This window comes from Aliamphritea ceti (assembly GCF_024347215.1).
GTDB classification, from domain to species: Bacteria; Pseudomonadota; Gammaproteobacteria; order Pseudomonadales; family Balneatricaceae; genus Amphritea; species Amphritea ceti.
Genome location: NZ_AP025282.1, coordinates 2507364 through 2528902, shown reverse-complemented (window position 1 = coordinate 2528902; position 21539 = coordinate 2507364). Strand labels below are relative to the sequence as shown.

The following is a 21539-nucleotide window of genomic DNA, read 5'->3' as shown; positions in this document are numbered from 1 at the left end:
TTTAAAGGCTTAATTCAAATCACACTTTCTTTTCGCAACGCTTTACCGACGTGCCAACTGATGCTGCAAGGTTCTGATACGGCTCTCATAATCAGCCTTATCATGATAACAGCCAAAGAAATAACGCCGGCCTGAATAGCCCATACGTCCATGCATACAACGCCAGTTATCAAAAATAAGTGCCATGCCTGGTCGTAGAGGTATCTTCAGCCAGTTAGCCTGATCCATACTGTGGCGGCTATATTCCGCATAAGCTTCATAGAATGCTTCCAGCTGTTTCTCAGGCAGGATGAAAGGCGAGCGATCGTAGTTATTGAACGTTACCTGTACCAGTTCCCCATGTCGGTTCTTGCGGATAACAGGCCTTTCAGCCGCCAGATGTACACCCTCTTCTTTATAATGTCCCGGAACAATAATGTTACACAGAGTATCGTATAGATCAGGCCGCTCAGCTTCGATTTTCCGTGCAATAGCAAAACCATCAACAACTACACTTTCCCCGCCCCGGCCATCAAACTCAATGCAGTTGAACATCTGTAGCCCTGCCGCATTGTAGTAATAAGAAGCATCAGTATGTGGTGCCAGAAAATCAGTGGTATACGCGGTATCATCATGATGCTTTACATCTGTCGACAGTGGCCAGTACGTGCCGAAAATGGTTCGTTGTGCTGGCGCGATACGCTTTGCCAAACGCTCAGTACCCTCTTCAGTTGCTTCCGTACCGGTAACAACACAGAAACCATATTGATCAATTTTCATTAACCAGTTCAGTACACCCTCATCCGATGCCATTACCTCATCAAAAGAGATTGATGGCACCTGATCTGGCATAGAGTCTTTCAGCCAGTATGTTTTACTGTCAGAGCCTGATAACTGATCATCATCAATACACTTTCCCGTTGCTTCCGCTATTCGTTGTACTGATATTGTTGTCTCCTGGCCATCTGACCAGCCAATCTGAATGTTCTGGCCAGCCTCATCCATAGCTGCAATATCAGCTCTGGTATCGGCTGCCAGAGAAAAAGTATCCACCTGGCGCTGCAGTGTTTTTAAATTCTGGCTTATACCGTCGGTTCCATGATCCCGCACCCAAAACCACGGAATAAGCTGATTGGTATCATCACTCCAGATCAGTCTCAAGCCTGATATTTCAGCCGTCGCATGTATGACTTGCGCATGGGCTACCTGCACTGCTTCTGATTGCACAGTTTGTGCCTGATTAGTTTGATACATTGCACCAAGCTCCTTGTTATACGAGTGTATAACAAATATAGTATGGCTAAATTATCCAATGATCAAGCCGCGAATTTTAAAGCTACTGATACCCGCTGCTAAAAACACCCGCTGCAAACATTGCCGAGCTATATAAGGAGATCCTATGTTCCTTTCAGACAACACTGCACCTGCTTGTCCGGAGATATTCACTTTCCTGCAGCAACAGATTCAGGGCACTTTAGATTTACCTTATGGCGATGATGTTTATACAAAAATGCTAAATGAAACCCTGTCTGCAATATTCAATACGGAGGTGTGGGTGTTTCCGGTTCTGACAGGTACTGCTGCTAACTGCCTTGGTTTAGGTCAGCTTTGCGGCAGCCATCAAAGCATCATCTGTCATGAATCCAGTCACCTGGCTGTTTCAGAGGGTACAGCACCTCAGTTATTTACTGGAGGTGCAAGGCTGCACTATAGCGGTGGCGAGATTGACCGCATAAGTCCGCTGATGTTGGCACAGCAGCTTGAAGCTATTCAGTGGAACGATATTCACGGTGTGCCGCCTGCTACGCTGGCTATCACACAGGCAACAGAATTGGGCAGAACTTACAGCCTGGAAGACATGCAACTATTCGGAGATCTCTGCAAGGAATATGGTTTGAACTACTTTGTAGATGGCGCCCGGTTTGCCAACGCACTCGCTGCACATAATTGCCATCCCGCAGAGCTTAGCTGGCGAAAAGGTGTGACAGCAATGACACTGGGCGCAAGTAAAAACGGCGCCTTTAATGTAGAAGCGTTAGTAATATTCGATCCGCAGTATGCAAAAGGCCTGATGGCCAAAGCCAAACGCAGTGGCCATCTTGCTTCAAAAATGCGCTTTCTTTCAGCCCAGTTAATTAGCTATTTCAGTGATGATCTATGGCTTAAAAATGCCCGTCATGCGAACGATATGGCATTTCTGTGCGACCAGCTCCTGAAACAGCGCGATATGAATGCAAAATTCAGTGCGCAGACTAACCAGCTATTTTTGCCTCTATCTGAATTACAGTTTCAACGTGCGCAAGATGTAGGTTTTGAGATGTATCACTGGCCCCTCGAAGATCAGGGAATCGTCCGAGACTATTACCGCTTCGTCACTAACTGGTCGACTCCCCCCGAACAGATAACAGCCTTTGTTGAATCGTTAAACATTCCTGTTAATGAACAGGCCTGACAGAGACTTTTCTAACAGGGCCCTTTTAAGGCCAAAGCGCCAGTGTCAGGGCGATAACCGCAAACCTACACACGTGAAAACCTGCATCTATGAACCAATACATCTGGCTACGTCCGGCAAACTGATAATTAATGCCCATAGATGCAGCTGTTAACCCTACACCTATCAGTACAGATACCATCAGCGCATTACTGATACTTGGGTAAGGCCCCAGCAGAAATGCCAGGGTCAGCGCAGACATAAGTGTAAGCAGAAAAGTACTCAGGTACACCTGCACTGGATTCGCCATGTCTTTTGAAGGATCGACACCGGATTCTTCACACCAGCGCTGCATAAATAATAAAGGTGAATACCACAACGCGCCAAATACAAAACTCAGAATGGTCGCGACTAAAACCCCCAGCCAGTTGAACTCCATCATATGAAACTCCTTAGCGCCTTATTTATTAAAGGTATTACGGCTCTGCAATCAGTGTAGCCAGCAGCGGGTTAATCATCAAAACAGATACAATCAGGCGCTGAATTAATTTTTCTGATACAGGCATACAATTTTTAGTATTTTACCTATGCTCAGATAGCGCATACCTTGTAATCAGCTAATCAGTGATTCCGACACTTCAGCCATGTACGGTTCAGCGGTTTTCTAAGGGTGAAACTTGTACACCGCCAGCGATCTGTGGCTACAAAAATACAATTAAAATTGAGGAGCGTTCCTGAAAATGTCCGATAACAACATCGATATGAAGACCGTGTGGCAACAGGATAAAGACCACTACATTCATCCCTGGACAGATTTTTCTACCTTCAAAGAATCCGGTTCTATGGTGCTGGCCGACAGTGATAACGTCCATGTTAAAGACGGCGACGGCAATGAATACTTAGACGGTATCGGCGGCCTTTGGTGTGTAAACATCGGCTATGCCCGTGAAGAAATGGCCCAGGCAATTGCTGACCAGGTTCGTCAGATTCCTTACTACTCATGCTTCGGCCACCATACAACAGTACCGGCAGCACAACTGGCGGCTAAACTGGCTGAGCTGGCACCGGGTAACCTTAACCACGTTTTCTATGGTTGCGGTGGTTCTGTTGCTAACGATACCGCTGTTCGTATGATTCACTTCTACTTCAACCAGCTAGGTAAGAAGACGAAGAAGAAGATCATTTCACGTATCGACGGATATCACGGCAGCACCTATATGGCGATGTCTATTACGGGTGTTAAGTTTGATCACATCGGTTTTGATATTGAAGATAAGCTGGTTCACCACATTTCCTGCCCTAACCCATACCGTCGCCCGGATGAGCAAAGCCTGGAAGCATTTTGTGATGAAAAAGTGCAGGAACTTGAAGACAAAATTCTTGAGCTTGGACCGGATAACGTTGCAGCATTTTTTGCGGAACCAATTCTGGGTGCTGGCGGCGTAATCGTGCCACCTGAAGGCTACCACCAGAAGACGCTGGCAGTATGTCGCAAGTACGGTGTGCTGTATGTTTCTGATGAAGTAGTAACCGCTTTTGGCCGTCTTGGTCATATGTTTGCTTCAGAAGATGAATTTGGCATCGTGCCAGACATCATTACCTGTGCAAAAGGTCTGACTTCTGGTTATCTGCCTCTGGGTGCCACCATCATTTCTGAAGAAATGTATGAAGTAATCAGCAAGCCACAGGCTGACGGTGCACTATTCACCCACGGATTCACATATTCTGGCCATCCGGTTAGCTGCGCTGCGGGTGTTAAGAACATTGAAATCATGGAACGTGAAAACCTTTGCGGCCACGTTAAAGATATGGGCGCCTACTTCGAAGAACAGGTTAAGAGCCTGATCGACTTACCAATTGTTGGTGATGTCCGTGGCCGTAAATTCATGATGTGCATCGAGAACGTTGCAAACAAAGAGACTAAAGAACTGATCAACCCAGATGCAAAAGTTGGTAACCGCATCGCTGATCACTGTCAGAAACGCGGCTTAATCGTCCGTCCACTGGCGCACATGAATGTTCTGTCACCACCGTTAACGCTGAGCAAAGAAAACGTCGACTTCCTGGTAGCAACGTTGCGTGAATCTATCGAAGCAACCATGGCGGACCTGAAGAGCGAAGGCTTTCTTTAAAACCTGCTGTTAGATTCTGTTTATAGCAATCTAAATGCGTATTCTGCCCTGTAACAGGGGCAGAAACATTTGCGGATAATAGCATTAGCAATTATCCGCAAAGCTCCTGGCCTGACCTTTGATGGGCCAATCATCCTTATCCGTTTTCTCACGTATGGCTATTCTGGTATTGAGAGCATGCCAGTTCCGGGCCATCCGTCGCCATAGTGCAGCACTTTCTCCCAAGTTATGCCTGCATTATGGTTTTATGGAGAGTTTCGGCTCTCCTTTTTTTATTCAGGCGTATTATAAACTGATTCTAAAACAGGCTTTTTAGAAGCGTTTTTTTAGATAAACTTTCAGAGCCTGTGCTGATCAATATAATCCCAGTCAAAACTGAACCCCAGACCCGGAGTCTGCGGCATAGAAATCAGCCCTTCGCATACGGTTATCTTTTCGTTGAACAAAGGCGCGAACCAGTCGACATGTTCTACTGAAATACAATTCGCGGCAGAACCGGCAATGCTCAGGCTTTGCTCAGTAAAGATATGGGTGGATATCGGCGTGTGGTATGTAGCAGCAATCGCCACTGTTTTGCGCATTTCACTCAGGCCACCTATCCGCTGTAAATCAGGCATAAGCACATCAACCGTGCGCTGTTCGAGCATATCTTTCATACCAAAACTGGTGTATTCCGTCTCGCCGCTGGCCAGTGGAATATCAATTGCTTCAAGTACCCGGCGGTGGCCGGCAAAGTCATTCGCAGCAACCGGTTCTTCCAACCAGGTAATGTCGTAGTCGGCAATTTTTCGGGCAAGGTTTATAGCCGTTCGGGGTGTCAGTGACTGGTTAGCATCCGTCAGGATTTCAACACTATCTCCCAGAGACTCACGTAAAGCTTTCACCCGGGATACATCTTCACGCATATCAGGTTTACCCAGTCGCAACTTAACAGCCCTGAAGCCCTGAGCGACAAAGTCATGGGCTTCGGCAATCAGCTCATCAACAGATGCACTCAGCCACAAACCGCTACTGGCGTAGGTTTTAACTTCATCCCGGGAGGCACCAAACAACTGATACAGCGGTAACCCCGCCCTTTTACCAACGATATCCCAAAGCGCAGTATCAATGGCTGACATGGCGGATACAGTCACGCCTTTCAGCCCGGCCGGATTTATATCAAGCCACATTGCTTGCCAGTGCTTTTCGACATACAAAGGATTTTGCCCCTTAATCAGCGGCATAAGGCTATCAATCATTGCGGTAAAAGCCGCCAGACGTTGCTGATTGAGAGCAAACACATAGCCTTCACCTGTCAGGCCTGCATCGGTTTCTATGGATAACAACACACAACCAACGGTCTCTGTTCGATGAATAGCAGTTATAAGAGGTTTACTAAGAGGAATTGACACCTGGGTCAGTTGATAGCCGGTAACCTTCATGTTGGAACCTGTTCATAATTAACAATGGGTTACAGCAATAACAGCAGATACCGACTCAATCTGCAAAGCAGATTTTCGATAGGCAACACAGACTTTATAAATAGTGGCTGCCAAGATTACATAAAAACCGCAGATAAATACCTGAACAGACTTACGGCTTACGGCTTACGCCAACAACCAATCAGAAACGCACCGCTGTCACTCCCCTGTTCCAATGCTTGTTGCTCAATTCGAAATGCATCCTCAGGCGAACAGTCTTTGGCGAAGTGAATTGCAGTATGAATCTCACCGGGTAGATCCATTAGTGCGGCTAAATCATCTGGAGTACGAAACCAGGCATGGTTAAACACTGAATCTTTATCCGCGGCTGCCTTTTCTCTTCGACGTGCCGCCCACGGGCTTTTACCGTTCAGCGTTGCCACAATCATTAAACCGCCAGATCGGGTAACGCGCCACATTTCATCGATTGCTAGCTGAGCATCTTCAATGAATTCAAGCGCGGTAATTGAAACAGCTTTATCGAAGCTAGAATCTTCAAATGGCAGATCACACATATCAGCCACCTGGAAATTCTGATCTGGCATTCTTTTTTCAGCCCAGTCCAGCATCGGTTGTGAGATATCAACACCTGTTATTTTCGCGCCTGCCAGCACTAAAGGCTCTGTAAAAATACCACTGCCACAACCAGCATCTAAAATACGTTCGCCAGCTTTCGGCTGCACCAACTTCATGATCAATTCAAGTTCAAGCTGCTTGATAACTGCACCTAATGGCGTGTGAAACCACTGTTCATAAGGATCTGGCATTTTATCGAAAATCTGCGTCATAAATATTCACTTACTTACATTGAATATCAACAATTGGACCGGAATTCATTAACTCTGAAAAGAACCAGATTGACTGGATCAACCGGCCATTACTGCCCTTTAGAACGGGCAATAATATAAACACCACTTTTGGGCTTAGGTTGCCAACGCTCTTCAATAATAAATCCTGCAGTTTCGAGCCATTGAATAAACTGTTTTTCAGTAAAAACATTAACTCTCGGTAGCAAACCAGTTTTGCGCCCCAAAGGCGCAATATAGCGGAGCCAGGGATAGTCGTCCCGTATAAAAGCAGTACTGGAGATTAGTAGCCCATCAGGCTTTAGCATTTGTTGAATATTACTTAAAACCTGATCGACGTCAGCCATCAAATGCAAAATACTATGCGCCATAACCACATCAAAACTCTGTGGCGGATATGCTAAAACACTAGCGGTCTGAACATCGAACTCCACATTACTGATACCTGCAACAGATACTTTTTGTCGGGCTATTTCAATCATCCTCTCAGATATATCGAGCGCCTTAATATGACTAACCCGAGGCGCGTGATGAATGGCAGTGCTTCCTGTTCCGCAACCTATTTCAAGCACTCTATCTTCTGGCTGCAAAATACTATCTGTTTTAGCTAATTTAGTTTCATAAGCCAGTTGATCAGTGACTGTCTGCTTTGCGTAACGCTTTGCGATACGGTTCCAAAATTTTGCATCCGGATCTGTGTTATCCGCTTTTATCATTGCTTAACCATACTTGTACTTTTTTTTAGGTGCTTATAGATTAGCTAGTAAACATTTAAATACATATTCGAATAATTCAAATAGTGGTATACGAAAATAGATGAACTGGCAGGCGATATCCTACGACTGGAACCAGGTAAGAGCTTTCTTAGCAACAGCAGAGGAAGGCTCCCTTTCTGCTGCTGCCAGAGCTCTCCAACTTACACAACCAACACTCAGTCGTCAGGTAAGCGAACTTGAGCAAACTCTGGGAGTCATTTTGTTCGAACGAAGTAACCGGGCGATGAAACTGACGGAAACAGGACTTGTATTGCTGGAACATGTCAGGAAGATGGCTGATGCAGCCAACCAGATATCACTCACAGCAACTGGTAAATCACAGCTTGTCGAAGGCCTGGTCAGCATTACTACAACAAACATGTTTGCTACTTATCATTTGCCACCTATTCTCGCCAGGCTTCGTGAAGTAGCACCTAATATAGAGATTGAGGTTATAGCTTCGAATGAGGTGAGGGATTTACGCAGACGTGAAGCTGATATTGCCATTCGTCACGCCCGGCCAAAGCAAAACGATCTTATCGCCCGAAAAATCGGTACTACAACCGCGAATCTCTATGCATCAAGAAAATACCTGGCCACTATCGGCGATCCGCAAGACCCTGCTGTATTGAGCAAAGCAGAATTTATTGGCTTTGATCAGGTAGATAAACTGATCGAGTATTTGAGCCTTCAAGGGATAACTGTTGACCGTGATCAGTTTAAAATTTCAACAGCCAGTGGTACTGCCATTCTTGCCTTTATAGAACAAGGACTGGGTATTAGCATCATTAGTCGGGAGATAGCTGCACTTAACCCTGATCTCCAATTGGTTTTGCCACAACTCCCGGCAATAGAAATCCCCTTCTGGTTAGTCACGCATAGCGAGCTTCGTACCAGTCGTAAAATCCAGTTAGTATATGCTGAGATAGCGAGTTATTTTGAAACTAAATGGCGGGAACATCAGCTCTGATTTGCCTGCGTATAATGTCCAATAAACATCATCACAGCATCACTGATTATCTGCTCGCAGACAGTATCGTCCGGAAATGGCTGTCCCATTAATAACTGAGGCCAGAACGCTTGCGCTTTAATCAATCCGTGAAACTGAGTAGCTGCGTAATTGGCATCAACCGGTTTTAATTTACCATCAGCAACTGCGTCAGCAATCCACTGATCCAGAGTCTGCTCCTGCTCAGCAAATTTCAGCATTGCTTCAGCAGCCAGTTGTGGTGAATGAATACACTCGGCAATCATCACCCGACACAAATCTCTGAAGCGTGGTGATTTCAGTAGTTCAAGCTCGTTACGCCCATAATCTGTTAACTGCGATGCAATACTTTGATCAGCCTGATAACGGATGGCAGTTACTTCATTACTCTGTGCAAAGATCAGCTTGGCAATTTCCTGAAACAACAGATCTTTACTGGCAAAGTGATTATAAACCGTGCGTTTAGAGACCTCTGCCCTTGCTGCCAGAGCATCCATACTCATTGCCTGAAACCCTTTATCTCTCAGCTCAAGAACAGCCGCTTCAACAATTGCTGCGCGCTTGCGCTGACTAAGAGTTTGCCGGGTCATTTCAATACTCCAGTATTATTAAATTCAGTAAAATCAATCATCTCTTCCAATGGCGCTAACTATCTGTGATTTAAACTAAGATGGCACAAATATACACTTCTGAGTTTACTTTTAAACAAATTTAAGTAAACTGCACCGTACAGTTTACTTATAAATGAACCAATTATGCGCTCCAAAACATTCTTCAAAATCCTACTGGGAGGTAGTCTTATGGCATCATTGTTCAGTTGCAGCATATTCAGCGGCAAAATCAAAACACCTGATTACACAGCCTCTCAACAATATTCAGAGGGTAAATTCCGTAACCAGAAAGATTTCAATATGAATGACTCAGGTACCATTGCCCGCATTGCATGGCGTTATATGACAGAGAAACGTGTAGATGCTTCACCTGCTGGTGACATTCCGTTAACACAGCTAAATAAAGAACAATTAATCGCAGAAAATAAAACCGGGACTGCCCTCTACCGTCTAGGCCACTCAAGCATTTTGTTAGCTACAGAAGGCGAATTCTGGCTGATTGATCCGGTATTTTCCGATCGCGCCTCTCCTGTGCAATGGATGGGGCCAAAGCGCTTTCATCCGGTACCTATAAATCATGATCAGTTACCGGAAATTAAAGGTGTCATTATCTCCCATGATCATTACGACCACCTTGATCAGACCACTATTAAACAACTCAGCAGCATTGCTGAGTACTTTATTACTCCGCTGGGGATCGGCCAGCTAATGTTGGACTGGGGTGTTGATCAGCAGCAAATTCACGAGCTGGATTGGTGGCAGCACGTTAACATCGGCAAACTGAAACTGACGGCTACACCGGCTCAGCACTTTTCCGGCCGGGGAATCACCGGCGGTAATCAGACCCTGTGGGCATCATGGTCAATTGAAACACCTGATCAGAAAATCTTTTACAGTGGCGATACCGGCTACTTCGAAGGCTTTAAAAAAATCGGCGAACGCCTCGGCCCTTTCGATCTTACACTGATCGAAAACGGCGCATACGATCAAGACTGGTCAGAGGTACACATGAAACCTGAAGAAACACTTCAGGCGCATATAGATGTAAAAGGTAAAGCTTTACTGCCGGTACATAACGGCACTTTCGATCTGGCCCTTCATCCATGGCATGAACCATTCGAGCGCATCAGTGAACTTGCCGACGCTGCGGGTGTAAAGCTGGTTACACCAGAAACTGGTGAAAGGCTGGATGTCGCTAACATGAATGGAACTTCTTTTTGGTGGCGTCAACTCACAACTAAATAGCTTCAGAAAGTTCGCTATTATTTTCTGGCTTTAAGGAATACTTTGAAATTTAGATTTATATGATGCCGGTTATTCTTAACCGGCATCGATAATCATGTCACATGGTAACAGTTTTTACTGTCATCATATTCAAACTGACCTATTACGACTTTTTCTCCGGTAAATACATTCTCAAAGAACTTTTTAGCATTCAGGTTTTTAATCGTAGGTTTTATCCAAAGTCGATGCTGGTCATCTGCTTCCGGTATACGGCCGAAATTAAAATAATTAATGCTATGTGAATCTAAGTTTCTCAGCGTATTACCTAATCTGTCAGGATTTATTACGTCTGAAAAATCTAATACATCATCAGTTTCGTTTATAGTGACTAACACTCTGGAGTCAACAGTTAAACTATCTGCCCAGCCAACATGTTTATTACTATCCACATCAGCTTGATGAAGCAATATGTTTTTTAAAAATTTCGTCTGCTGTTCAAAGCCATCATTGGATACGAAAGATTGAAATAAATAATTCCCCAAGCTATGAACAACTAAGGTCTTAATATTAGATATTGAGCCCTTTTCGGCGACATAGTCATTAAATTTATCAAAGAACCGTTCCAGCGCAACAGCAGATCTTCTGGCATTCTGCCGGGCAGCTTTGTATTCTTTTAACTTCCAGTACCACTTCTGAGGGCCTGGATTAGAAGGCCATGAAAACGCTATTACATTGACACCGTATGACTCGATTTCTTTACACTTTTTCATATTTTTATCTGGATCCTGATTGAATCCATGAATGAAAATACAACAGGGCTTATCACTCGCCTCAACTTCTCCTATAACTTTAAACGATGGCAGGACTTCTCCAGGTAACTCTTCGTAAAAATGCATTGTAGGGGATTCAGATGGTACATACTCTGCAACCCGAATACATTCATTACCTTCTGTATTAAAACCATCACCAATCCATGTTTTATTATTAGTTATATTTCTATTTGTGAATACGTAAATCATAATAACTCCCTGTTCAGTAAGAACAGCTGAATTATTCCATCATTTGCGACGACTATTAATACATCGCAGACTACAGAATGCATCAATAGGTTTAGTAACTAGATTTCGATTCGTCAAACCTTTAATCAAACAAAAGTTTAAAAACAAAAAACCGCCATAAAGGCGGTTTTTTTATAATATTTCGGTATTGATTATGCAGGTATTGCCACTACTTTATCTGTTAGGGCTGCTACAGCATTGCTGATTTCTTCAGCTGTGTCTTCAGATGTAATCTGTCCGGAGTCAGCATCATAAACATCATAAAAACGCGCAACAGAAATATCCGCAACGACATCACCTGCAAAGTATGGTGCAGAGTTTGCCGCCTGAGTCAGAACATTACGGGCGCCGCCAGGGCCTGGGGAAGTTGCCAGTAAAATCATCGGCTTGTTTTGAAATACCTTCTGATCAATCCGCGACGTCCAGTCGAACAGATTTTTCCAGGCAGCACTGTAAGAGCCATTATGCTCAGCATAAGAAATGACCAACGCATCAGCTTCACCGATTTTACGGAAGAACGCCTGAGCCTCTGCCGGCTGACCCAGATCAGCTTCACGGTCAACGCTGAACAACGGCATTTCATAATCATTCAGATCCAGAATCTCTACTTCTGCTTCATTAATTAAGCCCGTAGTGTATGCCACCAGCTGCTTATTAATGGATTGCTTACTGTTAGATGCTGCAAATGCTAATACTTTCATGCCTGTTCTCCTGCTACCTGATTGTCAGTGTCTTGCCACTGAATCTATAAGAACATATTAACCGTTCTACATTTATTGACTAGCAGGCAATATTGAAAAATACTGTTCCATTAATAGAACGCTATAATTACCGGGTTAAATAATGCCAGATCTTAATGATATGCTGATTTTCACCAAAGTAGCCGAGTTGAAAGGAATATCCCCCGCTGCCCGTGTACTTAACCTGCCGAAATCCAAAGTAAGCCGTCGTATGGCAATGCTGGAAGCATCACTGGATGCCCGATTACTCGAACGAACAACCCGTGCTGTGCACCTCACTGAAGCTGGCAGAATTTACTATCAGCACTGTAAACAGATTAACGAAGCGGTTGAAACAGCTGAAGATGCGGTCCATCAATTAACAGAGACACCTAAAGGCCAGCTTCGTATCAGCGCTTCAGTAACTACGGGGCAACAATTGATCGCGCCACACTTAAGCGAATTCACTGAAAAGTACCCACTAATCAATATAGATCTTGAACTAAGTAACCGCCGGGTAGACGTCGTCAGTGAGGGTTTCGATCTGGTAATACGCGTCGGCAAACTGGAAGACTCAAATCTAATCAGCAAGCGCCTTGGCAGCGGTCACGCAGGTATGTTCGCTGCAGAGAGCTATTTACAAAAGCATGGTGCGCCACATGTACTTGAAGACTTACATCAGCACCGGATACTGGTCATGTCTGATGCACATAATGTATTGAACTGGCGAATGGAAAACGACAGTGGCGAACAATACGCCCTCAATGTTAGCCCTAATATTCAGATCAATGACCTGACATCACTCACAACCTTGGTAGCAGGTGGCGGTGGCATTGCCTGCTTACCGACCTACCTGGTACGTAAGCAGGTTGAATCCGGCCAGCTTCGCCGCATCCTGCCTGAGTGGCGTACACCGGAACTCAGTGTTTATATGCTCTATCCCAGTCAGCGAGGCCTGACGCATAAAGCCCGTCTTTGGATGGACTTTTACGTCAGTAAACTCGAACCTACCTGGTAGCTCAGCGCATATATCGGTTGCGTGCAGAGGATACCGCCCTGGCATGGCCGTCGAAACCTTCATATGTCGCCAGCCGTTCTGCCTGTTTAGCCATTTCCGGATAACCGGACTCAGTTACATAGGCCACCGACATAAACTTCATGAAGTCCATTACTGACAATGGTGAAACTGTCGCTGCTTTACCTGATGTAGGCAACACCGCATTACAACCCAGCACGAAATTACCTAGAGTACTTGGCGAGTGCTTACCTAAAAGTACTTCACCGGCATTTTCGACATCGCCGAGATACTGCCAGGCATCTGTGCTGAGAATCTGCAGATGTTCAGGTGCATAGTCATTAATAAACTCAAACGCCTGCCCGCGGTCTTCCGCTACCACGATTCCACCCATAGAGCCGCAAATTACGGTGGATGAATAATCCACTCTCAAATCAGACATTGCTGCCCAGTGCGCAGGCATGGCGGCAATAGCTTCATCAGCCACTTGTTGCGAAGTTGTCACTAAAAATGCAGATGAATCCGGGCCGTGCTCCGCTTCAATCAGTAAATCCAGCGCTGCTAAACCACCATCAACACTGCCATCGGCAAACACAATTGATTCTGATGGCCCCGCTGGAATACTTGGATCAATGCGGCTGCTGAGCAGCTGTTTAGCCGCAACCATCCAGGGTGATCCTGGCCCGACAACTTTACTGCAACGGGGCACGGTCGCAGTACCGTATGCCACAGCGGCTACTGCCTGAGCGCCGCCACACTTAAATACATCAATACGACAATTCAGCCTGTCAGCTATTAACTGCGTTGCAACCAGAGTAGCTGCATCAACACTGCCATCTGCCCCCGGTGGGGTGATAACAATAACCTGCTTTACGCCAGCAACCACTGCTGGAATTACATTCATCATCAGTACCGATGGAAATGATCCTTTGCCGCGGGGTACATAACAGGCCACGGACGGTATTGGCAAAAACCGCTCGCCAACAAAACTGCCCCTGCGTACTTCCTGCATGGTCATTTCACCAGGCTTTTGGGCTTCGTGATAACGGCAGATATTGTCTGCCGCATATTCGATTGCTTCGCGTGTATCGGCATCGACCTTTTCAGCAGCTGCAACGAATTCTTCTGACGATACTTTCAAGTCTGCTTCACGGAGGTTGGCACCATCAAAACGCTTAGCATACTCTGTTAACGCAGCATCACCGCGGCGACGCACATCTTCAATGATCGGACTTACCTGTAGCAAATATTCGGACATATCTGACTCAGTGCGTTCTAACAGCTTATCCCGTGCTGGCTGGCTCAGCTCATTCAACTTCCAGACACTGATCGCTTGGCTCTTGCTCATAATCTTTACTCTCAATTCTTATTTAAATAGTTACTGCTTTATTCAAAAAACTCTCTCGCATAGCCGCATCCTGCAACCTGTCACTGAACCAATTCAGCGCCTGACCGCGGGATGACTTTCGCCACGCAACGAACAATTCACTGCTGCAGTCGAGGTTAATCACCTCCCGACAACACAGCTGCCCTTCTGCTAATAAATCACCGATCAAATGCTCTGGCATAAATCCAACCCCAATACCGCTAAGTATCGCTTCACGTTGCGCAAACAGGTCCGGCACTATCAGTACTTCATCGCAAAGTTGCTGCTGACCTTTACCCGGACGAATCAGACGGCTGCTATCGCCGGCATCCACCAGCCGTTGCTGGCTCAGTTCACGAATACTCAGCGGTGCGGTATCGACAGCCAATGGATGATCTGCGGCCATTACCAACATTAGCGCCTGCCGCCCTACCGGAAGATATTCAATATCCACCTCATGGGGCGGCTGCCCGACAGCACCTATCACCAGGTCAACTCGCTGATCATAAAGAGCATCCCAGGTTCCCTGATACACCTCTCTTACAACTCTTATGCGGGTGCGGGTATCTAACTGATAAAAGTCTCGGAGCCACTGATACAGCACTTCTCCACACATCATATTTGTGAAGGCAATGCGTAACTCAGGCTCCCAACCTTCACCTACCTGCCTCACATGGGCTTCAAGACTCTGGTGCAAATTCACAATCTGCTCTGCGTAGTCTCTGGCGGTGACACCTGCCGGGGTCAGACACACCCTGTAACTGTCACGATTTAACAACGCCTGACCTAATTGCTCTTCTAGCTGCCTCACCGCATAACTAACGCTTGAAACCGTAATGCCTAACTCTGCAGCAGCCGCCGATAAGCTGCCATTACGTTCAACAGAGATCAGCACCTGTAGATATTCAGGCTTAACCGATACCACCATCTGATGTTCCTCAAAGTTTCAGCAGTATTTACCTGCAACAATTCAGTGGAAATATTCAGAAATGTCAGCGTCGAAAGTCCCGTAGCGACATCTTCAAATAATTCGTTGATCTTGTTTCAGACTGTGTGCTTATCTGCCCCGTTATGCGGCACTACAATCAGCCAGAATTCTTTTAACTAAACCTATACATCCCGGTTAAATCCAATTTTCAAAGGTCGCAATCGCCATGACTACAAAGGCATCTATTACACATCCTGACGCGTCCGGCTCACTACTTGGCAGCACAAACTTGCTCATAGCAGCTATTGCCTGGGGGGGCATGTACGGTGTATCTCAAACCGCACTGCAATACCTTGACCCATATACCCTGACGACAATTCGCTATGGTTTTGGTGCTCTGTTTTTCTGCCTGCTCCTGTGGTTTAAACAGGGTCGCAGCGGCTTCGGCTTCGATGGCCAGTTTGTCAAAGTATGGCTATACGGATCCTGCGGTTTTTGCGGTTTCTCCGTACTGTTATTTCATGGCCTCGAATATGCACCGGCTGAACATGGGGCTGTTATTGCCTCACTCATGCCGCTGATAAGCGCCCTCATCAGTTGGGTTATCTATGGCAAGCGGCCAGATCCCGGCACCCTTATCTGTGCACTTATTGCCATTGCCGGTGTAGTGCTGGTTATTTCCCGCGGTGAGATAGATAACCTGCTACAACTCAGCGCGATCAAAGGCGACCTGATGATCATTCTGGGTGTTACCTGCTGGGTCATATTCTCCATGGGCATTACCCAGGTTCCCGGTTGGGGAGCCAGTCGCTATACGGCCATGTCCTGTTGCGCCGGACTGCTTACTATTATTGCGATTAACCTTATTGCCGGCTGGCGCGGTGCCGCCTATTTACCCTCACCCGGTGATATCCGTATGGTCAGCTTTGAGATTAGTTACCTGATCCTCGCTGCCGGCGTTTTAGCTGTTTCATGCTGGGCCAGTGGCGTTGCGCGTATGGGAGCAATCAACTCATTACTGTTTATGAATATGATCCCGGTTTCCGCCTTCATCATCGCCTTCTTTCAGGGCAAGCAAATCGCTCCTATGGAACTGTATGGCATGCTTTTAGTCGTGTGTGCACTGATTGCTAATAACCTACTACCACGGATTCGCCCAGCCCGTCAGCAGGCACCGGCTTATTACCGATAGTGGATTGATCCCAGTCACAGAATGCTGCCAATTTCTGCCGTGCTCACTACCCTTCATTACACTGACCGCTGAACACTCGATGCTCTAAACTAAGAACTCATAGCTCAGACTTAGCACTCGAAACTTAAACCAGGAATAAAAAAACGCCGGAGTAAAACTCCGGCGTATTATTGGCACATGTGGAATTAGCTCAGTTTGATCCAGGTAGTCTTGAGTTGCGTAAATTTGTCCAAAGCATGCAAAGATAAATCCCGACCAAAACCTGACTGTTTAAAGCCACCGAACGGCGTACTGAAATCCAGAGCATCCATGGTATTTACAGATACGGTACCGGCACGCAGTTTCTTAGATACACGGTGAGCACGGTTTAAATTGGTCGTCCATAAAGACGCCGCCAATCCATAGAGTGAATCATTCGCAACACGGATCGCTTCCTCTTCCGTTTCGAATGTCATCAGCGCTGCAACTGGTCCAAATACTTCATCACGGGCGATTTGCATATCAGGATTTACGCCATCAAAAATGGTCGGCGCTACAACTGCAGTTGCTTCATCACCAATACCACCGGTCAGCATTTCAGCGCCTTCTGCCTGAGCTTGCTTAATGAACTCACGTACATTGCAGGCATGCTGCTGATCGATTAACGCACCAACTTGTGTATCAGCATCCAGTGGATCACCCACTTTCATGGATACAGCTTTAGCAACAAACTTTTTAACAAACGCTTCTTTAATGCTGGATTCAATCAGGATGCGTGAATTTGCCGAGCACACTTCTCCCTGATTGAAGAAAATACCCATTGCTGCATGCTCTACTGCAGCATCCAGATCACAATCAGCAAAAATCAGGTTTGGACTCTTACCGCCGGTTTCCGGCCATACTGGCTTCAAATTAGATTCGGCAGAATAGCCCATGAACAGTTTACCGACCGCTGTCGAACCAGTGAATGCCAAACAATCAACATCCATATGCAGGCCTAATGCCTTACCGACGACATGACCATGCCCAGTGACAACATTCAGCACGCCATCTGGCAGCCCCGCTTCTTTTGCCAGTTCAGCAAGACGTAATGCCGTCAGTGAAGACTGCTCTGCAGGCTTAAGCACAACTGAGTTACCGGCAATTAACGCCGGAGCCAGTTTCCAGGCAGCGATGTCCAGTGGGAAATTCCATGGTACAACGGCTGCGACAACGCCAATAGGCTCACGGGTGATAGTCGCGATGTTATTACCATCAGTAGGTGCAACTTCACCGTATAGTTTGTCTATCGCCTCGGCATACCATTCAAAACATCCCGCAGACCCCGGGATATCGATATTCATAGCATCCTGAACCGGCTTGCCGACATTAAGGCTTTCCAGCAGCGCCATTTCTTCATGGTTTTCCATGATCAGTGCAGCTAAGCGTTTAAGCACAGCTTTCCTTGCTGAGGGAGCCTGATCAGCCCAGACGCCTGCATCAAAGCTACGACGCGCTGCTGCAACGGCAATATCCACATCCTGGCCGGTACAGGCCGCTGCATTTACTAACAGCTTTCCGGTTGCCGGATTAATCGCTTCATATGTACCACCGTCGCTGGCTGCAACAAACTGGCCATCAATGAAGGCTTTATCCTGTAACTGAATCGATGCCTGAAGGCTCAGCCAGTAATCTTTGTTCTGTACGGTCATAGTTTCAATACTCCTTAAATTGCACTCGCTGCTGCTTTGCGCATGCGGCGCGGTGCAGTCATATTTTCTACGCTGAGCACGTCGTCCAGTTCTTCAATCGAAAGCAAGCCTTCCTGCAGAACCAGTTCACGTACACTGCTGTTATTCTCAATTGCCGTTTTGGCGATCCGCGTTGCATTCTCATAACCAATAAACGGATTCAACGCAGTAATAATGCCAATGCTGTTATTCACCACATCCAAACAATGTTGTTCGTTAGCGGTAATACCTTGAATACACTTTTCCGCCAGAGTGTTAATCGCCCGTACCTGTAAACGCAGCGATTGCAGCACGTTAAAAGCAATTACAGGCTCCATCACATTGAGCTGTAACTGCCCTGCTTCAGCAGCAATGGTCACCGTAATGTCATTGCCGATGACCTGAAAAGCGACTTGATTCACCATTTCAGGAATTACCGGATTTACTTTACCCGGCATAATCGAGCTACCTGGCTGCATCGGCGGTAAATTAATCTCCTGTAAGCCGGCCCGCGGACCACTGGATAACAACCGCAGGTCATTACACATTTTAGATAGCTTAACCGCGTTACGTTTCAGCACGCTGGAGAAAGTCACAAAAGCGCCCATGTCTGAAGTAGCTTCTATCAGATTTTTGGCACGGATCAGCTCCTTGCCCGAAATCTGTGAAAGTTCTTCAATTACCAGGCTGGAATATTCCGGATCAGAATTGATACCCGTGCCAATTGCTGTTGCACCCATATTGATCTCGCGGAAGAATTCCACCACATCTTTGGCTTCTTCGATGTCTTCTTTAACCGTGGAAAACCAAGCATCAAATTCCTGGCCCAGTGTAATAGGCACCGCATCCTGTAACTGGGTACGGCCCATTTTCACCACGTCAGAAAACTCAACCGCTTTCTGTTTCAGTTGATACGAAAGATTCCCCAGTGCCGATACATATTCCTGATGACTCAGTAAAATGCCCAGGCGGATAGCCGTCGGGTAAGCATCGTTAGTCGACTGCGACAGATTCACATGGTTATTCGGATGCAAATACTGATATTCACCGCGCTGATGCCCCATAATCTCCAGACCACGGTTGGCAATTACCTCGTTGGCATTCATGTTGGTCGAGGTACCTGCACCGCCCTGAATCACATCAACAACGAAATGCTCATGCCACTGACCAGCGATAATCTCATCACAGGCGCTGCTAATAGCGGCGGCAATATCTTTGTCCAGCAATCCAAGTTTGTTATTCGCCCGGGCAGCAGCCTTCTTCACCATTGCCAGTGCGATAACGAGTTTTGGAAAATGCATTAGCTTGATGCCAGTAATGGCAAAATTCTCTTCTGCACGCAGTGTTTGCACACCGTATAAAGCACTTGCCGGTACCTGACGCTCACCCAGTAAATCTTTTTCTAATCGTGTGTCATCAGCCTTCTCAATCTGTAACTGACGCGCAGCTGACATTACATTAGATCGCTGACGATCAAGGCGAAGTAACCGCACAGCTACGGCTGCAGTCTGCGGCGACTGATCGAGCCACTGGCTCAGCGCATCACGTTGTAAACGCAGAATAACTGCAGCTGCGACTGCGCAGCCCTGAATCTGATAATCTGTAGGGTTCAGGTTATTCAGATTCACCTGAGCAGCAAGATTTACTTTCAGATCAGACAGAGAGACTTCAACTTCACCGCTAAGAAGTATTGCCAGTTCATCACGGTCGGAAACTACAAAAGCTTCACCCACAGCGAGTGACTGTAGCGTGGAAAATTTAGTTAAATCGGAAAATTCGGATGCTTCAAGGGCATCACCACATAGAACAGATTTGATCAGCTTTTTATTATTAACATTCATTTTTGGGTACTGACTAAGTTGGATTGAACGGATAACCGCATCAATCCAGACTAAAAACACCCACTGGATTTGTAAAATATTATATAGTTTCCACCTGCATTAAATTTATTAATCCAGATGCATTAACTTCAATAAAAACGGGCCCTGAGGCCCGCTATTCAAAACTATTTATAACGTCGTCTTTACAACTCAGTCCAGCGGTTTGTGGAAGCGCTTATCGGTAAACACTGCATCAGTAAGCTCAGTAGTCTGGGTTTTCAGCATTTGCACGAAAGCCTGGGCTGCAGGTGTCAGCCTTAACTGGGCTACCTTGGCTATTCCCATCCGCAATGGACGCAGTTTGTCTTTCAACGGTATAGCTTTTAGCTCAGTTCCGTCCAAAGCCAGATTACTTGCCAGTGGCGAGTTAAACAGCGAGTATCCAAACCCATTACCCACTAAGCCACGCACCATGCCAAGCGACTGTGCTTTGTAGGCAAACTTAGGTTCGAGATCCTGACTTAAAAACAGCGAATAGAAATAATCACGGCTCATCGGCCAGTCCAGTACTACCATAGGATAATCCGCCAGCTCTTTTAGCGATAACTCATCTCTCTCAGCCAGCGGATGGGCATTATTCAGTACCGCATAAGGGGGGAACTCAATCACCGCTTCAAACTCAATATCAGCGGGTATTTGCAGGTCATAGGTAAGGCCCAGCTCATAGCGCCCTTCATGCAAACTCTGAATCAGATCTTTCTGATGGTTTTCATCACACTGAATATTCACTTCAGGATAAGCATCAATAAATGCTTTCATCAATGAAGGCATCAGAATAGGTGTAAAAGTCGGAAAGCCCACCACCTTTAATGATCCTGCAATTTCTTCACCCAATGTATTGGCATAATGCCCAAGTCCTTCGGCGTCCTGCAATAACTGCTTAGCTTTAAGCACAAACTTACGCCCAGCCGGCGTAAGCGAGAGCCCTTGCGCATGATGGCGGACAAATAACTGTAATCCGGTTACATCTTCCAAATGTAAAATTGCCGAAGAAATCGACGGTTGAGATACATGCAGCGCCTCTGCCGCTTTAGTTACACTGCTAAACTCACCTGCAGTGGTGAAATAGCGTAACTGTTTAAGGGTAAAATGCATGACCGTAACCTCAGCAATCATTTTTGTTTGAATTAAAAAAATTTAAGCAAAGAAAGTATTAAATAGCAAAATCTAATTCAAATACTCCGCTAAGTTTTTTTTAATTTTGTTCATCATAAAACCCAATCAAGATTCAGAGCGATGGCATACGCACCTCTGATATAACCGCAAGAAACTTGGTGTTTACCACTTTCAGGGCTGTTACAGTCAGA

General features: G+C 46.0%; 19 protein-coding genes. 6 read left to right on the top strand and 13 right to left on the bottom strand.

Features of this window, described 5'->3' with window-relative positions; translation table 11 throughout:
- Positions 1-42 precede the first annotated feature (42 nt).
- Positions 43-1233, bottom strand: coding sequence for a TauD/TfdA family dioxygenase (locus OCU49_RS11485; protein ID WP_261845125.1), 1191 nt, complete (start codon positions 1231-1233; stop codon positions 43-45).
- A gap of 145 nt (positions 1234-1378) precedes the next feature.
- Here OCU49_RS11485 and OCU49_RS11480 point away from each other — a divergent pair, with 145 nt between their 5' ends.
- Entirely contained in the window at positions 1379-2431 is a 1053-nt protein-coding gene (locus OCU49_RS11480; protein WP_261845124.1) for a threonine aldolase family protein, read from the top strand.
- A 25-nt stretch (positions 2432-2456) separates the two neighbouring features.
- Here the strand turns inward: OCU49_RS11480 and OCU49_RS11475 are convergent, their stop codons facing one another.
- The gene (locus tag OCU49_RS11475; RefSeq protein WP_261845123.1) at positions 2457-2852 is read right to left on the bottom strand and encodes a DUF1761 domain-containing protein; all 396 of its coding nucleotides are present in this window, start codon (positions 2850-2852) and stop codon (positions 2457-2459) included.
- Positions 2853-3150: 298 nt separating this feature from the next.
- Here OCU49_RS11475 and OCU49_RS11470 point away from each other — a divergent pair, with 298 nt between their 5' ends.
- Complete coding sequence (locus OCU49_RS11470) at positions 3151-4542, top strand: aminotransferase (protein WP_261845122.1); 1392 nt, start codon at positions 3151-3153, stop codon at positions 4540-4542.
- A gap of 338 nt (positions 4543-4880) precedes the next feature.
- Here the strand turns inward: OCU49_RS11470 and OCU49_RS11465 are convergent, their stop codons facing one another.
- From OCU49_RS11465 to OCU49_RS11455, 3 genes are all read right to left on the bottom strand, one after another.
- The gene (locus OCU49_RS11465) at positions 4881-5963 is read right to left on the bottom strand and encodes a mandelate racemase/muconate lactonizing enzyme family protein (RefSeq protein ID WP_261845121.1); all 1083 of its coding nucleotides are present in this window, start codon (positions 5961-5963) and stop codon (positions 4881-4883) included.
- 158 nt (positions 5964-6121) lie between these two features.
- The gene (locus OCU49_RS11460; protein WP_261845120.1) at positions 6122-6790 is read right to left on the bottom strand and encodes a class I SAM-dependent methyltransferase; all 669 of its coding nucleotides are present in this window, start codon (positions 6788-6790) and stop codon (positions 6122-6124) included.
- An 89-nt stretch (positions 6791-6879) separates the two neighbouring features.
- Complete coding sequence (locus tag OCU49_RS11455) at positions 6880-7524, bottom strand: class I SAM-dependent methyltransferase (protein WP_261845119.1); 645 nt, start codon at positions 7522-7524, stop codon at positions 6880-6882.
- A 100-nt stretch (positions 7525-7624) separates the two neighbouring features.
- Here OCU49_RS11455 and OCU49_RS11450 point away from each other — a divergent pair, with 100 nt between their 5' ends.
- On the top strand, positions 7625-8533 hold the full coding sequence (locus OCU49_RS11450; protein WP_261845118.1) for a LysR family transcriptional regulator: 909 nt from the start codon (positions 7625-7627) through the stop codon (positions 8531-8533).
- On the opposite strand, the gene OCU49_RS11445 is transcribed toward OCU49_RS11450, so the two are convergent.
- Positions 8524-9141: a TetR/AcrR family transcriptional regulator gene (locus OCU49_RS11445; protein ID WP_261845117.1), complete on the bottom strand. Its 618-nt coding sequence runs from the start codon at positions 9139-9141 to the stop codon at positions 8524-8526. The genes OCU49_RS11450 and OCU49_RS11445 overlap by 10 nt on opposite strands.
- A 210-nt stretch (positions 9142-9351) precedes the next feature.
- On the opposite strand from OCU49_RS11445, the gene OCU49_RS11440 reads away from it, so the two are divergent.
- Positions 9352-10407: an MBL fold metallo-hydrolase gene (locus tag OCU49_RS11440; protein ID WP_261845116.1), complete on the top strand. Its 1056-nt coding sequence runs from the start codon at positions 9352-9354 to the stop codon at positions 10405-10407.
- A 92-nt stretch (positions 10408-10499) separates the two neighbouring features.
- Here OCU49_RS11440 and OCU49_RS11435 read toward each other — a convergent pair whose 3' ends face one another.
- Together OCU49_RS11435 and OCU49_RS11430 are read right to left on the bottom strand one after the other, a co-directional pair.
- Entirely contained in the window at positions 10500-11405 is a 906-nt protein-coding gene (locus OCU49_RS11435; RefSeq protein ID WP_261845115.1) for an alpha/beta hydrolase, read from the bottom strand.
- Between the two features lie 191 nt (positions 11406-11596).
- Entirely contained in the window at positions 11597-12145 is a 549-nt protein-coding gene (locus OCU49_RS11430; protein WP_261845114.1) for an NADPH-dependent FMN reductase, read from the bottom strand.
- Between the two features lie 142 nt (positions 12146-12287).
- On the opposite strand from OCU49_RS11430, the gene OCU49_RS11425 reads away from it, so the two are divergent.
- On the top strand, positions 12288-13181 hold the full coding sequence (locus tag OCU49_RS11425) for a LysR family transcriptional regulator (RefSeq protein WP_261845113.1): 894 nt from the start codon (positions 12288-12290) through the stop codon (positions 13179-13181).
- Position 13182: 1 nt separating this feature from the next.
- On the opposite strand, the gene hisD is transcribed toward OCU49_RS11425, so the two are convergent.
- On the bottom strand, positions 13183-14526 hold the full coding sequence (gene hisD / locus OCU49_RS11420) for a histidinol dehydrogenase (protein WP_261845112.1): 1344 nt from the start codon (positions 14524-14526) through the stop codon (positions 13183-13185).
- Positions 14527-14548: 22 nt separating this feature from the next.
- Positions 14549-15472: a LysR substrate-binding domain-containing protein gene (locus OCU49_RS11415; RefSeq protein ID WP_261845111.1), complete on the bottom strand. Its 924-nt coding sequence runs from the start codon at positions 15470-15472 to the stop codon at positions 14549-14551.
- A 226-nt stretch (positions 15473-15698) separates the two neighbouring features.
- On the opposite strand from OCU49_RS11415, the gene OCU49_RS11410 reads away from it, so the two are divergent.
- Entirely contained in the window at positions 15699-16664 is a 966-nt protein-coding gene (locus OCU49_RS11410; protein WP_261845110.1) for a DMT family transporter, read from the top strand.
- Positions 16665-16849: 185 nt separating this feature from the next.
- Here the strand turns inward: OCU49_RS11410 and OCU49_RS11405 are convergent, their stop codons facing one another.
- The 3 genes from OCU49_RS11405 to OCU49_RS11395 form a co-directional block, all read right to left on the bottom strand.
- The gene (locus OCU49_RS11405; RefSeq protein WP_261845109.1) at positions 16850-18334 is read right to left on the bottom strand and encodes an aldehyde dehydrogenase; all 1485 of its coding nucleotides are present in this window, start codon (positions 18332-18334) and stop codon (positions 16850-16852) included.
- Positions 18335-18348: 14 nt separating this feature from the next.
- Positions 18349-20193, bottom strand: a complete 1845-nt coding sequence (gene aspA / locus OCU49_RS11400) for an aspartate ammonia-lyase (RefSeq protein ID WP_336605380.1) — start codon at positions 20191-20193, stop codon at positions 18349-18351.
- Between the two features lie 189 nt (positions 20194-20382).
- Positions 20383-21327: a LysR substrate-binding domain-containing protein gene (locus OCU49_RS11395; RefSeq protein ID WP_261845108.1), complete on the bottom strand. Its 945-nt coding sequence runs from the start codon at positions 21325-21327 to the stop codon at positions 20383-20385.
- Between the last annotated feature and the right edge of the window lie 212 nt (positions 21328-21539).

Coding starts and splice junctions, on each gene's coding strand:
- OCU49_RS11450 (WP_261845118.1), top strand. CDS start 7,625: ATGAACTGGCAGGCGATATCCTACGACTGGAACCAGGTAAGAGCTTTC.
- OCU49_RS11440 (WP_261845116.1), top strand. CDS start 9,352: ATGGCATCATTGTTCAGTTGCAGCATATTCAGCGGCAAAATCAAAACA.
- OCU49_RS11445 (WP_261845117.1), bottom strand. CDS start 9,141: ATGACCCGGCAAACTCTTAGTCAGCGCAAGCGCGCAGCAATTGTTGAA.
- OCU49_RS11480 (WP_261845124.1), top strand. CDS start 1,379: ATGTTCCTTTCAGACAACACTGCACCTGCTTGTCCGGAGATATTCACT.
- OCU49_RS11425 (WP_261845113.1), top strand. CDS start 12,288: ATGCCAGATCTTAATGATATGCTGATTTTCACCAAAGTAGCCGAGTTG.
- OCU49_RS11470 (WP_261845122.1), top strand. CDS start 3,151: ATGTCCGATAACAACATCGATATGAAGACCGTGTGGCAACAGGATAAA.
- OCU49_RS11410 (WP_261845110.1), top strand. CDS start 15,699: ATGACTACAAAGGCATCTATTACACATCCTGACGCGTCCGGCTCACTA.
- OCU49_RS11435 (WP_261845115.1), bottom strand. CDS start 11,405: ATGATTTACGTATTCACAAATAGAAATATAACTAATAATAAAACATGG.
- OCU49_RS11430 (WP_261845114.1), bottom strand. CDS start 12,145: ATGAAAGTATTAGCATTTGCAGCATCTAACAGTAAGCAATCCATTAAT.
- OCU49_RS11405 (WP_261845109.1), bottom strand. CDS start 18,334: ATGACCGTACAGAACAAAGATTACTGGCTGAGCCTTCAGGCATCGATT.
- OCU49_RS11460 (WP_261845120.1), bottom strand. CDS start 6,790: ATGACGCAGATTTTCGATAAAATGCCAGATCCTTATGAACAGTGGTTT.
- OCU49_RS11395 (WP_261845108.1), bottom strand. CDS start 21,327: ATGCATTTTACCCTTAAACAGTTACGCTATTTCACCACTGCAGGTGAG.
- aspA (WP_336605380.1), bottom strand. CDS start 20,193: ATGAATGTTAATAATAAAAAGCTGATCAAATCTGTTCTATGTGGTGAT.
- OCU49_RS11415 (WP_261845111.1), bottom strand. CDS start 15,472: ATGGTGGTATCGGTTAAGCCTGAATATCTACAGGTGCTGATCTCTGTT.
- OCU49_RS11465 (WP_261845121.1), bottom strand. CDS start 5,963: ATGAAGGTTACCGGCTATCAACTGACCCAGGTGTCAATTCCTCTTAGT.
- OCU49_RS11455 (WP_261845119.1), bottom strand. CDS start 7,524: ATGATAAAAGCGGATAACACAGATCCGGATGCAAAATTTTGGAACCGT.
- OCU49_RS11485 (WP_261845125.1), bottom strand. CDS start 1,233: ATGTATCAAACTAATCAGGCACAAACTGTGCAATCAGAAGCAGTGCAG.
- OCU49_RS11475 (WP_261845123.1), bottom strand. CDS start 2,852: ATGATGGAGTTCAACTGGCTGGGGGTTTTAGTCGCGACCATTCTGAGT.
- hisD (WP_261845112.1), bottom strand. CDS start 14,526: ATGAGCAAGAGCCAAGCGATCAGTGTCTGGAAGTTGAATGAGCTGAGC.